11 protein-coding genes are annotated in these 13110 nt (G+C 65.3%); 8 read left to right on the forward strand and 3 right to left on the reverse strand.

Features of this window, described 5'->3' with window-relative positions; all coding sequences use genetic code 11:
* Positions 1-16 precede the first annotated feature (16 nt).
* The 4 genes from BM222_RS03440 (at position 17) to BM222_RS03455 (ending at position 5280) form a co-directional block, all read left to right on the forward strand.
* Positions 17-1249 carry a rhodanese-like domain-containing protein gene (locus BM222_RS03440; RefSeq protein ID WP_092226888.1) on the forward strand — a complete coding sequence of 411 codons (1233 nt, stop codon included), beginning with the start codon at positions 17-19 and terminating at the stop codon, positions 1247-1249.
* A gap of 199 nt (positions 1250-1448) precedes the next feature.
* Positions 1449-2693, forward strand: coding sequence for a phosphoglycerate dehydrogenase (serA, locus tag BM222_RS03445; protein WP_092226889.1), 1245 nt, complete (start codon positions 1449-1451; stop codon positions 2691-2693).
* Between the two features lie 108 nt (positions 2694-2801).
* Positions 2802-3821 (forward strand): patatin-like phospholipase family protein, encoded by a 1020-nt coding sequence (locus tag BM222_RS03450; RefSeq protein WP_092226890.1) that lies wholly within the window; start codon positions 2802-2804, stop codon positions 3819-3821.
* Positions 3822-3825: 4 nt separating this feature from the next.
* The gene (locus BM222_RS03455) at positions 3826-5280 is read left to right on the forward strand and encodes a GntP family permease (protein ID WP_092226891.1); all 1455 of its coding nucleotides are present in this window, start codon (positions 3826-3828) and stop codon (positions 5278-5280) included.
* A 24-nt stretch (positions 5281-5304) separates the two neighbouring features.
* Here BM222_RS03455 and BM222_RS03460 read toward each other — a convergent pair whose 3' ends face one another.
* The 3 genes from BM222_RS03460 to BM222_RS03470 form a co-directional block, all read right to left on the reverse strand.
* Positions 5305-5856: an ATP-binding protein gene (locus BM222_RS03460; protein ID WP_244547003.1), complete on the reverse strand. Its 552-nt coding sequence runs from the start codon at positions 5854-5856 to the stop codon at positions 5305-5307.
* Between the two features lie 98 nt (positions 5857-5954).
* On the reverse strand, positions 5955-7577 hold the full coding sequence (locus tag BM222_RS03465) for an MDR family MFS transporter (protein WP_210188489.1): 1623 nt from the start codon (positions 7575-7577) through the stop codon (positions 5955-5957).
* Positions 7519-8781 carry an HlyD family secretion protein gene (locus BM222_RS03470; protein WP_092226893.1) on the reverse strand — a complete coding sequence of 421 codons (1263 nt, stop codon included), beginning with the start codon at positions 8779-8781 and terminating at the stop codon, positions 7519-7521. The genes BM222_RS03465 and BM222_RS03470 overlap by 59 nt, the downstream gene beginning before the upstream one ends.
* A 90-nt stretch (positions 8782-8871) precedes the next feature.
* Between BM222_RS03470 and BM222_RS03475 the strand changes: the two genes are divergently transcribed.
* The 4 genes from BM222_RS03475 (at position 8872) to BM222_RS03490 (ending at position 13039) form a co-directional block, all read left to right on the forward strand.
* Entirely contained in the window at positions 8872-9531 is a 660-nt protein-coding gene (locus BM222_RS03475; RefSeq protein WP_092226894.1) for a TetR/AcrR family transcriptional regulator, read from the forward strand.
* A 47-nt stretch (positions 9532-9578) separates the two neighbouring features.
* On the forward strand, positions 9579-10052 hold the full coding sequence (locus tag BM222_RS03480; protein WP_092226895.1) for a MarR family winged helix-turn-helix transcriptional regulator: 474 nt from the start codon (positions 9579-9581) through the stop codon (positions 10050-10052).
* 12 nt (positions 10053-10064) lie between these two features.
* Positions 10065-10835 carry an enoyl-CoA hydratase gene (locus BM222_RS03485; protein WP_092226896.1) on the forward strand — a complete coding sequence of 257 codons (771 nt, stop codon included), beginning with the start codon at positions 10065-10067 and terminating at the stop codon, positions 10833-10835.
* A 122-nt stretch (positions 10836-10957) separates the two neighbouring features.
* Positions 10958-13039, forward strand: a complete 2082-nt coding sequence (locus BM222_RS03490; RefSeq protein ID WP_092226897.1) for a methyl-accepting chemotaxis protein — start codon at positions 10958-10960, stop codon at positions 13037-13039.
* Positions 13040-13110 lie beyond the last annotated feature (71 nt).

The raw sequence follows: 13110 nt of genomic DNA on the forward strand, positions 1-13110 counted from the left end.
CATCAGGGTTCACGCCATGAAGGTTTCGACCGCCACCCCCGCCGATATCCGCCGCGCGCTGCTGCTCCGCGAGGAAATCGCGCTGCTCGATCTCAGGCATGAGGCGGCCTTCGCCACCGGGCATCCCCTGTTCGCGGCCAACATGGCCGTGGACCGGATCGCGGTTGAGGCCGCGGTGCGGCTGCCGCGCAAGGATGTGCCGGTCGTGCTCTTTGATGACGGCGAGGGACTGGGTGCAGAGGGCGCCGAACGGCTTGCTGCGCTCGGCTACAGCAATGTCCGTGCGCTCGATGGCGGGCTGAAAGCCTGGCGCGCGGCAGGGTATGAGGTGTTCGAAGACGTCAATTCCTACTCCAAAGCCTTTGGCGAGCTGGTGGAGGCACGTCGCCACACGCCGTCGATCAGCGCCGACGAAGTGGCAAAGCTGATCGCCGACAAGGCCAACATCGCCATCCTCGACGTCCGCCGCTTCGACGAATATGCCACCATGAACATTCCTGGCTCGGTCAGCGTGCCGGGCGCGGAACTGGTGCTGCGTGCCGGCCAGGCCGCGCCCGATCCCGACACCACCATCATCGTCAATTGCGCCGGCCGTACCCGCTCGATCATCGGCACGCAGTCGCTGATCAATGCCGGCGTGCCCAACAAGGTGCGAGCGCTGCGCAACGGCACCATCGGCTGGACGCTGGCGCGGCATACGCTCGCGCATGGTGCTGACAAGCGCGGTGCCATCGGGCCGTTCGAGGGTGGTCCCGCCAATGCCCGCGACGTCGCCTATCGCGCCGGCGTCCGCCATATCGGCGCCGACGAGATGTCGGCGCTGGTGGTGGATACCGATCGCACTCTCTACCGCTTCGACGTGCGCGATTCGGAGGAATATACCGGCGGTCATCTACCGGGCTTCCGCCACTATCCCGGCGGCCAGCTTGTCCAGGAGACCGACATGGCCGCGCCGGTGCGCGGCGCGCGCATCGTACTGACTGATGACAAGGGCGTGCGCGCCGACATGACCGCATCCTGGCTCGCGCAGATGGGCTGGGAGGTCTACGTGCTCGAAGGCGGCTATGGCGGCACGCTCGAGGCCGGCCCGCCGCTGATCCTGCCGAAGCCCGATCCGGCGCATCGCTACCGTCGTCCCTATGAGGGAACCGATATCGCCGAGCGCGCCATGAAGGCCTACCTCGAGTGGGAATATGGCCTGGTCGACCAGCTCCGCCGCGACGGCACGCACGGGTTCTATGTGATCTGACTCTGAATCCCGTCAGCTCCGCGCAACGGCGAACCCGTTATCGCTTGAGGTGGCCGCTTTTTCAGCGGCCCTCGAAGGACGACGGAGCTCGTGGGATACCAAGCGCTCCCGCCATCTTCTCCCCGTATCCGAACCCTATTGTGCTGTACGGCGTCGGCGGTCTAAGAGCTGCGGCAAAGCCGTCATTTCAGGAGATTCCATGCCAGCCCCAGGCCAAAGCCCTGAGCGGAGCGCGAAGGCGCTGCTGCTTGAAGGTGTCAACGACAGTGCCGTGGACCTGTTCAAGAGCGCGGGTTTCACCAATGTCGAGCGCCTGACCAAGGCGCTGGATGGCGAGGCGCTGCGCCACGCGCTCAAGGGCGTCTCGCTGCTCGGCATCCGCTCGCGTACCCAGATCACCGACGATGTGCTGGCGGCCGCTGACGGGCTGCTCGCGGTCGGCTGCTTCAGCGTCGGTACCAACCAGGTCGATCTGCTGGCCGCGCGAAAGCGCGGCATTCCCGTGTTCAACGCGCCGTTCTCCAACACGCGCAGCGTCGCCGAGCTCGTCATTGGTGAGATCGTGATGCTGCTGCGGCAGATCTTTCCGCGCTCGGTGTCGGCCCACGAGGGCGGCTGGGACAAGTCCGCGGCAGGCAGCCGCGAGGTGCGCGGCCGTACGCTCGGCATCATCGGCTACGGCAATATCGGCTCGCAGCTCTCGACCTTGGCGGAAGCCATGGGCATGCGGGTGATCTATTACGATCGCACCGACAAGCTCCGCCATGGCAATACCGAGCCGGTCGAGAAGCTGGAAGAGCTGCTGGCGCAGAGCGACGTGGTCAGCCTGCACGTGCCGGAGACGCCGGAGACCGCAGGTATGATCGGCGAGAAGGAGCTGCGGGCGATGAAATCAGGGTCGTTCCTGATCAACAACAGCCGCGGCACGGTCGTGGATCTCGATGCGCTTGCCGGCGCGTTGCGTGATGGTCATATCGCCGGTGCCGCCGTCGACGTGTTTCCGGTCGAGCCGTCGTCGAACTCGGAGCGCTTCAAGAGCCCTATTCAGGGCATCAACAACGTCATCCTCACGCCCCACGTCGGTGGTTCCACCGAAGAGGCGCAGGAGCGCATCGGCGGCGAGGTGGCGCGCAAGCTGGTCGATTATTTCATCACGGGATCGACCATGGGCGCCGTGAACTTCCCCGAGGTGCAGCTGCATTTGCGTCCCTCCGGCGTACGCTTCAGCCACGTCCATCGCAACGTGCCGGGTATGCTGCGTCGGCTGAACGAGGTCTTCCTCCAGCGCGACATCAATATCGCCGCGCAATATCTGGAGACGGCCGGGGATCTCGGTTACGTCGTGCTCGACGCCGATCTCGGTGGGCAGGACTCAGGCGCGCTGCTGGCGCAGATCCGCAGCCTCGAAGGCACGATCGGCGCACGCCTGGTGTTTGAGCACTAGCTGCGTCACGTTCCGGTTGCGTCTTCTGGCCAGTGCTCGCTACACTGCTGTCATTCTCGCGTATTAAAATCGCGTGGAATTTGAGCTTCAGTTGCGTGAGGGCCCGCCATGGAACGGGATTCCGTACTGATCGATCTTGCGCTTCAGGGCGGCGGTTCGCACGGCGCCTTCTCCTGGGGCGTGCTCGACCGCCTGCTGGAGGAGAAGTGGCTCCCCATCGCCGCGATCTCCGGCACATCGGCCGGCGCGATGAATGCGGCCGTGCTGGCTGATGGATGGACGGCTGGTGGAGCAGAGGGTGCGCGCGATGCCCTTGAACGATATTGGCGCCGCGTCTCGAAGGCCGCCGCCTTCAGCCCGTTGCAGCGCTCGCCGCTCGACCGGCTGATGGGGCGCTGGACGCTCGATACCTCGCCCTTCTACATCTTCACCGACTTGATGTCGCGGGTGCTCTCGCCCTACGATCTCAATCCGACCGGCTACAATCCGCTGCGCGCCGTGCTGGCCGAGAGTATCGATTTCGAGCGCCTCGCGCGCTCGCCGATCCAGCTTTTCATCACCCCGACGCGCGTGCGCACTGGTCGCGGACGAATCTTCCGCAACGCGGAGATCACCGCCGACGTGCTGCTCGCATCAGCCTGCCTGCCGACCATGTTTCGCGCGATCGAGATCGACGGTGAGCCCTATTGGGACGGCGGCTACGCCGGCAATCCGACCATCACGCCACTGGTCCGCGAAAGCGATGCGCACGACACGATACTTGTTCAGATCAATCCGACCGAACGGCCGGAACAGCCCCGCACCGCGGCCGAGATCCTCAATCGCGTCAACGAGATCTCCTTCAACTCGCCGCTGATGAAGGAACTGCGCATGATCGCGCTGCTCCGGCAGGCTGCGGATCCCGGCAGCGGTGAGGGGGCGCGCTGGGCGAAAATGCGCACGCACCGGGTCAAGAGCGACATGCTGGCGAAGTTTGGCGCGTCGTCGAAGCTTAACGCGGAATGGGAGTTCGTCTCGATGCTCCGCGCGGAGGGGCGCATGGCCGCGGAGGCCTTTCTCGTCGAGCATGGCGCCGAGATCGGCCGGCGGTCGACGGCCGATCTCGATGTCCTCCTGGCGGAGTGCTGAGGCCATGGGACTTCTCGGCCTTCTCACAGGACTCGGCCTGCTCGTGCTGTTTGCGTTTCGCGGCTGGAGCGTTCTCCTGCTCGCGCCGTTCGCGGCGCTGGTGGCGGCATTGTTCGGTGGCGAGCCGCTGCTGGCGAACCTGACGCAGGTTTTCATGGTGAATGCGGCGGGATTCTTGGCACAGTTCTTTCCGATCTTTCTGCTCGGCGCCGTTTTCGGCAAGCTCATGGATGACAGCGGCGCGGTCACGTCGGTCGCCGCCTTCATGGCGAAAAATCTCGGCGAGCGGCGCGTGATCCTGGCCGTGGTGCTGGCGGGTGCGCTGGTCACCTATGGCGGCGTCAGCCTGTTCGTCGCGTTCTTCGTCATCGTGCCGATGGCACGTTCGCTGTTTCGTGCAGCGGGCATTCCGCGCCGGCTGATTCCGGCCACGATCGTGCTGGGCACCTCGACCTTCACCATGTCGGCGCTGCCGGGCACGCCCTCGATCCAGAATGCGATCCCGATGCCGTTCTTCGGCACGACGCCGTTTGCCGCACCTGGCCTCGGCATCATCGCCTCTCTCATCATGCTCGGAACAGGATTGTGGTGGCTGCATCGCGCCGAAGCCAGGGCGCGGCGCACCGGCGAGGGTTATGGCGACGAAGGCGAGGATCCGACTGAGCGCGCCGCATCCGACGAGTTCGTCCGCGAGCGCGCGACCACGGCACGCGAGTTCGATCCGGCGGAGCTCAAGCACGGCCGCCGCAGCAGCGAGCCTGCGCCGGTCGTGAGCGCCGTCCTGCCACTGGTCGTCGTCGTCGCCGTCAATCTGGTGATGTCGCTCGGCGTGCTGCCGCGCCTCGATGTCTCCTATCTCGCCGAGCAACGCTTTGGCGGGACCTCGCTTGCCGCGGTTGCAGGGGTGTGGTCGGTCGTGGTCGCCCTGACCGCCGCCATCGTCGCGACCATCGTGCTGAACCGGGCGCGCCTGCCGGCGTTGCGGCAGACCATGGATGCCGGGGCCAATGCATCGGTGCTGCCTGCGTTCAGTGTCGCGAGCCTGGTCGGGTTTGGTGCGGTCGTCGCCGCGCTGCCGGCCTTTACAACCGTGCGCGACTGGGTGCTCGCGATCGAAGGTGGACCGCTGGTGTCGCTCGCGGTCGCAACCAACGTGCTGGCGGCGCTGACCGGCTCGGCATCGGGCGGCCTGACCATTGCGCTTGATGCACTCGGAGAGACCTATCTCGATCTCGCCGCACGCACCGGCACCGATCTCGCTCTGATGCATCGCGTCGCGGTGATCGGCTCGGGAACGCTGGACATTCTGCCGCATAACGGTGCAGTGGTCAGCCTGCTGGCGATCTGCGGCCTGACGCATCGCGACAGCTATGTCGACATCGTCATGGTGGGCATCGTGACGTCGCTCGTGGCGCTGGTGACCGTCATCGCGCTGGGCAGCGCGCTCGGATCGTTCTGAAGCGATTGACGAGGTGGTGGTGGCTTACCCCGCCGCCATCGCTTGCGCACCACCGAGCAATTGCGCATTGAGCCGGCCGCCGGAGAACAGCATGTCGTCAAGCGCCTGGTCGATATCGGCTGATATCACCGAGTTACCGCCATCGCGGGCCAGGCTCGCCTGTGCCAGCCGCGCCTCCTTCAGCCTGTCCATCTCATTGAGCAGCTTGTTCAGCATGGATTCCTCGCAAGGTCCCATGTCGTCCCGATCACGGGCGATCAGATCGACATCCTCGATCACCACCATCGACGGCTGGAGCAGGCGCGCGAGGCCCAGATAGGCGCCGAGCAGCCCGATCTGCTCGGCGGTGATGATCAGCGTCGTGTGCCCGGGAAGATGTGTCGCGAGATAGCGGATCGTATGAGTTTTGCCGGTGCCCGGCGGGCCGTACAGCAGGATGCCCTTGCGCGTCGTCTGGCCCAGCCGGCGCAATTGATCGCGCGTGCTGACGAAGTTCAGCACGTTGCGGTCGAGCAGCCGCAAGGTCTGCTCCGGCAGGATCACCTCGTCGCGCGCGACCGCCGGCAATCGGTGCACCGTGATACCACGCGAACGGCCGCGATAGTCGGAGTCGGCATCGAGCGAGAGGATCGAAGCGTGACGGCCGCGATAAATGGCGAGCGATGGACGAATTGTTAGTGCGCGCCGCCGCCGCTCGCCGCCTTCACCCGCCGGGTCATCAGCACCGCGATCGCGGCGAGCACCAGGACCACGCCGATCACGGCAAAGGTGTCGGAATAGCCCATCACCAGCGCCTGGCGTTTGACCGTCTTGCCGAGCGTGATAATGGCCTGCTCGCGCGCGGCGTTGGGGTCGGGCACGCCGTGCGCGATGAAATAGTCCGTCATCTGCGCAATACGGGCACGGACTTCCTCGCGGCCAAGCGTGACGGAGTGGCCGATGATGTTCGAGTGGAACTGCTCGCGCTTGGTGACGATGGTCGCCAGCACGGCGGTGCCGATGGCGCCGCCGAGGTTGCGCATCATGTTGGAGATGCCGGAGGCCGCGGGCGCGTCCTGCGGCGCGACGCTGCCCAGGCTGAGCGCCGACAGCGGCGCCAGCGTCAGGGCCTGGCCGACGGCGCGCACGACGTTGGGGATGAAGAATTGATCGCCTGAGTAGTCGAGCGACATCATGATGTTCATGAAGGAACTCGCGGCGAACAGGAGCAGGCCAATGGTCGCGATATAGCGGGCATCGAACCGTGCCATCAGCTTTGGCACCAACGGAATCAGCAGGAGCTGCGGCAGTCCGGTCCAGGCCAGCACATTGCCGATCTGCTCGGCATTGTAGCCCTGCACCTGACCGAGATAGGCCGGCAGCAGATAGACCGAGCCGAACAGGGCGAAGCCGAGGAACACCGCGGCGATCGTGCCGACGCCAAAGTTCCACTGTGTCAGCAGGCGCAGGCGCAGCAGCGGCTTCTCGACTACGAGCTCATTGTAAATGAACAGCGACAGGCTGACCGCGGCGATGACAGCAAGCCGCACGATGAAAGGCGAGCCAAACCAGTCGTCCTTGTTGCCCTCCTCGAGCACGGCCTGCAGCGAGGCGAGGCCGACCGCCATGGTGGCGATGCCGAACCAGTCACCTTCACGCAGCAGTCCGAGATTCAGGGGCGCCCGCTCCAGCGTGAGGAACAGAATGGCCACCATGATGGCGGTGGGCAGCACGTTGACGAAGAAGATGGTCTGCCAGCCGTAATTCTCGGTGAGATAGCCACCGATGGTCGGGCCGATGGCGGGCGCGAACGTCACCGCGAGCGAGAACATGGCGAGGCCGATCGGCTGCTGGCCCTTCGGCAGCTTGGTGAAAACAAGCGTGAAGGCCATCGGGATCAGCACGCCGCCGAAGAAGCCCTGGAAGCCGCGCATCGTGATCATCGACGGCAAATCGTGCGTGAACGCACAGGCCACCGAGAACGCCGCAAACAGTGTGGCGAAGCTCAGGATGATATTGCGGAACGAGAACACCCGCGACAGATAGTCGGTCAGCGGGATCACGATGATCTCGCCGATCAAATACGACGTCGAGATCCAGGATCCGTTGTCGACGCCGGTGCCGATGCCACCCTCGATGTTGAGCAGCGAGGCATTGGTGATCTGGATGTTCAGGATCGCCATGAAGGCGCCGATCATCGCCGCGAAGACGGCGATCCAGACCCTGGCGCTGGCGCTGTTAGGCTCGACTGCGACCCGTTCAGGCGTCGCGGCCGTTGTTGCGGGTGCTGGCGTCGAGATTGAGAAGCTGTTTGACATGGCACGACCCTCCGGAAACGAGCTTTGCATTGGTTTTTGCTTGGGGCGTCGTTGCCGCTGGCGCGGTCGGCGCTGAACGGGTTGCGATCGTCGGGATCACGGACATTCCGGGCCGCAGCTCGATCGTAGGCGCGATCCCGGCATCCAGCGCGATCTTGACCGGGATGCGCTGCACGACCTTGGTGAAGTTGCCGGTGGCGTTGTCGGGCGGCAGCAGGGCGAACTCCTGGCCGCTGGCCGGCGCGATGGAATCGACGCGACCATGCACGACCTGGCCCGGGAACGTGTCGACCTCGATCTCGACCTGCTGTCCTGCGCGGACGTGGGTCAGCTGGGTCTCCTTGAAATTGGCGACCACATAGGCGCCTTCGGCGGGCACGATCGACATCAGCTGTGTGCCGGCCTGCACGAACTGGCCGACACGAAGCGTGCGATTGCCGATCACGCCGTCGATCGGCGCAACGATCGTGGTGTAGCCGAGGTTGAGCTCGGCCTGTTGCTGAAGCGCGGCGGCGCGAGCGGCTGCGGCGGTGGCTTGCACGATCTCGGCCTTGAGCAGCTCGACCTGCTTGAGCGCGGACGCAAGATTGGCACTGTCGCGCTGGATCGCGGCCTCGGCCCCAGCGTTGCGCGATTGGGCCTGCTGCGCGTTCTGCACGCTGCCATAGCCCGTCGCGGCGAGCTCTGTGTAACGCTTGTTCTCCTGCTGCGCGAAGGTCTTCGCAGCGGTGTCGACATCGATGGTCGCCTTCGCTGCGGCGATCACCGCATCCTGAACATCGAGCTGCGCCCGCTTGCTTGTTATCGTCGCATTCGCGGCCGCGACATCGGCTTTGGCCTGGTCGAGCGCGACGCGGAAGTCGCGGTCGTCGATCCGGGCCAGCACCTGGCCGGCCTTCACATGCTCGTTATCGCCGACCAGAACGCGATCGAGATAGCCGCTGACCTTCGGCGCGATGGTGGTGTTGTCGGCCTTCACATAGGCGTCATCGGTCGAGACGAGAAAACGGCCGATGGTCCAGTAATCGTAGCCGTACCAGCTCGCGCCGGCGAGGGCCGCGACCGCGACACCCACGAGCAACAGCTTGCGGAGGTTGAGCTTTTGGCGGCGTACGGGTTGCGACGGGGCGGGCAGGACGCCCTCTAGGCCGGGCGGCGGGACCACAGTGGCTTCAGTCTTGGATGGGGTTGTGTGGACGGTCATGGCCGCCTCCCTGAATTAGGAAACTTGACGATTTCCAAAATAGGGCTAGCTTCAGGACTGTCAATGGAATGACAGGCATCATTTAAAAACATGGCTCGAACAAAATCGGAAAGCGAAGTCCGTTCCCGCGGCCGGCCGCCGGTGCGCAGCGACGACGAGACGAAGCGGATCGTCATCGAGGCCGCGCGGCATGCCTTTGCGGTCGACGGTTACGCAGCAACCAGCACAGAAGAATTGGCGCGTGGCGCCGGCATCTCCACCAAGACGCTCTATCGGTTGTTTCCGGGCAAGGCGGCACTGTTCGAAGCGATGTGCGCGGACCGACTCGAGCGGCTGCTCTCGGACGTCAACCTTCAGGCCAACAACCAGGCCGACATCGAAATGGGTCTGGCCGCCGTGCTGGTCGCCTGCGCCGATCTTGCGCTCGATCCCGAGGTCGTGGCGCTGCAGCGCATGGTGTTGCAGCAATCGGCTACGTTCCCCGACCTTGCGGCGAATTTCTACAGGGATGGTATTGCCCGCACGGCGGCGGCGCTCGTGGGCTGGCTCCGGGAGCAGGTCAAGAAGAAGCGCATCGCGCTTGATAACGTCGATGAAGCCGCCGGAATGATGATCGGCATGATGGTGTCGGCGCCGCAGCGCGCTGCGATCTATGCGCAGCTGACGCTGCCCTCGCGCAAGGAGATCGAGCGGCGGGCGCGGGTCTGCGCGGCAATTCTGCTCGACGGTTGCCGCGGGCCCTCGGGCTAGCGACGGCAGGCTTTGACAATCCGCCGTCGTGCGACTATATACTTCGCATGCGAAATAGTCCGCCCGCAGCGAGACATCCTCGGCTGATCTATCTGCTCAACGTCGCGCAACGGCGCCTGCAGCGTTGGATGGCGGCACAGCCCTCGAGCGAAGTGACGCCGGCACAGGCCGGGCTGCTGTTCATCCTCGGCAAGCAGGATGGCGTCCTCATGGGCGAAGCCGGGGCGGCGCTGGATATGGGGCCGGCCGGCATCTCCGGCCTGGTGGATCGCAGTGCTGCGGCAAAACTGGTCGAGCGGCGGGCCGATCGCGAGGACGGCCGCGCCTGGCGCGTGTGGTTGACGCCAAAGGGCCGTGGCGTGCTGGCGCAGGCGAAGACCGACACGGCTGCAATCAACGCCACGCTGACGGAGGGATTTACCAATGCGGAGATCGAGGTTGTCGCGCGCTGGCTGAAAAGCATTCAAGACAAGTTTCCAAGAGAGATTTCAAGAGACACCACGAGAGATCCAGAGGACTAAGAGGAGAAACCGATGACCGAGCATGTGCGCGTTGAAAACAACGGCGGAATTCTCACGATCACGCTGGCGCGCCCGGACAAGAAGAACGCGCTGACGGATGCGATGTACGGCAAGCTTGCCGATACCATCGAATCCGCGGAGTCCGATCCGTCTGCGCGCGTGCTGCTGATCCGCGGCGAGGGTGACATGTTCACTGCCGGTAACGACGTCGGCGAGTTTGCAGCCGTGGCCACCGGCAAGTCCGAAGGCAGCCGCAATGTCAGCCGCTTCATCCAGTCGCTGGCGCGTTGCACCCGTCCGCTGGTTGCGGCCGTGCAGGGCCGCGCCGTCGGCATCGGCACCACGATGCTCTTGCATTGTGATCTCGTCGTGCTCGCCGACAATACCCTGTTGTCGACGCCCTTCGTCAGCCTCGCGCTGGTGCCGGAAGCCGCATCGAGCCTGCTGATGCCGGCGCGCATCGGCTATGCCCGGGCCTACGAGATGTTCGCGCTCGGCGAGACCGTGCCGGCCAAGGCGGCGCTGGAATGGGGCCTGGCAAGCCGCGTGGTGCCGCTGGACAAGCTCGAGGCCGAGGCGCTTGCGTTGGCGCAGCGTCTCGCCCGCCAGCCGGCCGGTGCGCTCACTGCGACCAAGAAACTCATGCGCAATGGCGAGGCGCTGGTCGCGCAGATGCTGGCGGAGGGCGAGCAGTTCGCGCAGCGCCTGCGCACCGCCGAGGCGCGCGAGGCGTTCACGGCCTTTGCAGAGCGTCGGCCGCCTGACTTCACGAAGGTTTCGTGACCTCGAGGCGGGCGTAAGGGTCTGGCAAACCGGGAATTCCCCGCGTTTGATTCAAACTTAACGGAACGTTGGCATGTCGCGGCGCAAGGTGGCTTCTCGTGGAAGTAGGCCCCTTGTGACCCATGTCAATGTTTAAGAAATCGGTAAGCTCGCTCCTCCTGGTGTTGATGACTCTGCTGGCGGCCGCCGCGCTCGCCTCTACGGCAATCCAGATGGTCGGGGCCTTCGGCCGCTACAGCGACAGCCTCGAGACCGCGAGGCTGGCCGCCGCAGACAAGGCGATCTTTCATGGCGTGCTGGCGCTGCGCAGCAATCGCGGCGACGCCCAGAGCGCGCTGCTCGGCGAAGACGACGCGCGTCCCAAACTTGCCGAGGCCGAGAAGGCGGAGCAGGGTGGCTATGAGGGCGTCAGCGCCGCGATGGCCAGTGTCAACTTCGCCCGGCGCGACGAGCTTGCGAGCACGCTGAAGCAGCGCTGGGGTGAGGCCGCGCCGCAATTCCAGCTGTTCTACGACGAAGCCAAGCGTCCCCGTGCCGAACGCAAGATCGAGCGCACCAACTCCTGGTACGACGCCGTCTCCAAGGTCATCGACACCGCGAACCTCGCCTCCACCGCGGTGTCGAACCGCGCCTGGATGGACGATCCCTTCATTGCCCGCATGATCCAGGTCCGGCGTCTCGCCTGGCAGGTACGCGACCGCTATGGAATCCATTGTTCGGCGTTGCGCTCGAACGTCAACAGCAGCAAGCCGCTCGACGACACGCAGAAGCGCGAACTGGCGCAATGGGACGGCACCATCGCTTCGGGCTGGTCCGGCATGGACGAGCTTTTGGCCGCGTCCGATGTGCCCGCGCAACTGGTCACCGCGGCCAAGGAGGCGCGCGCCAAGACAGACGGCGTCCTCAAGCAGATCGGCGATCTCACCAAGAATTTCGATGGCAGCGGCAAGCCGGCGATGGCGGCGGCGGATTGGAATACGCTGTGCCAGTCGCCGTTCCCGCTCATCGTGGGGGTGGCAACCACGGCGCTGGACCAGTCGATCGCACGTGCGGAGACGGTGCAGGCCAAGGCGCTGACCAATCTCGTCGTGCAGTCGCTCGCCTTCCTGCTGGCGCTCGCGGTGACCTTGGCCGGTGTCTATGTCGTACGCAATCGCCTGATGCGCCCGGTCCGTGCCATTCTCGGTGCCATTGCCCGGATCAGCGCTCGCGACTATGCGACGCCGGTACCGCAATCCAGATATCCCGATGAGTTCGGCACCATGGCTGCCGCGCTCGAAAGCCTGCGCGAGAGCGCGGCCACCGCAGAGCGCCTGGGCCGGGAACGCGAATCGCAGCAGGCACTGCAGCTCGCTCGCTCCGGCACCGTCGACGAGGCGTGCCGCAACTTCGACGACACCGTGCAGGCGGTGATCCACAGCGTGGCTGCGTCGGCCAAGGAGCTCGATGCCACCGCGACCGATGTGCGCACGCTGGTCTCGGAATCGAGCAGCCAGACCGCTGCGGTGTCCTCGGCCGCGGAGCAGGCCACCAACAATCTCGAAAGCATCGCGGTTGCGACGGAGGAACTCTCGGCCTCCGTCGGCGAGATTTCCGCGCAGGTCCAGTCCAGCGCGCGAGATGCGCGCGAAGCGGTGTCGCAGGTGGAGCAGACCAACGCGACCGTCGAAATCCTCGACCAGACCGCTGGCCGCATCAGCGAGGTCGTGAAGATGATCCACGCCATCGCCGGCCAGACCAATCTGCTCGCATTGAACGCCACGATCGAGGCGGCCCGGGCCGGCGAAGCCGGCCGCGGCTTCGCGGTGGTTGCCGGCGAGGTCAAGAGCCTCGCGGCGCAGACCGCGACCGCGACCGAAGAGATTTCGCGTCAGGTCGAAGAAATCCAGGGTGCAACCGGTCAGGCGGTCGCTGCCATCCGTTCGATCGGCGGTGCCATCAGCGGCATCGACGAGAAGATGACCGCCATTGCCGCCGCGGTGGAGCAGCAGCGTGCGGCCACCACCGAGATCTCGCGCAATTTCCAGCATGCCGCCCAGGGCACCCGCGAGGTCACCGATACCATCGGCAGCGTGGCCCAGCTCAACCAGGAGACCGGCAATGCCGGCACCGTGCTGTTCCAATCCGTGACCAAGATGTCGGCCGACGCCGACCGCCTCCGTGTGGCGGTCGAGGGCTTCCTCGGCGCCGTAAAGTCCGCTTGAGGTTTCCATTCCGGGCGCGGATCGGCATTGCCGCGCCTGCCTGCGACCTGTAAATGGTAGCGGTACCAAGC

The organism is Bradyrhizobium sp. Gha, assembly GCF_900113735.1.
Taxonomy (GTDB): domain Bacteria; phylum Pseudomonadota; class Alphaproteobacteria; order Rhizobiales; family Xanthobacteraceae; genus Bradyrhizobium.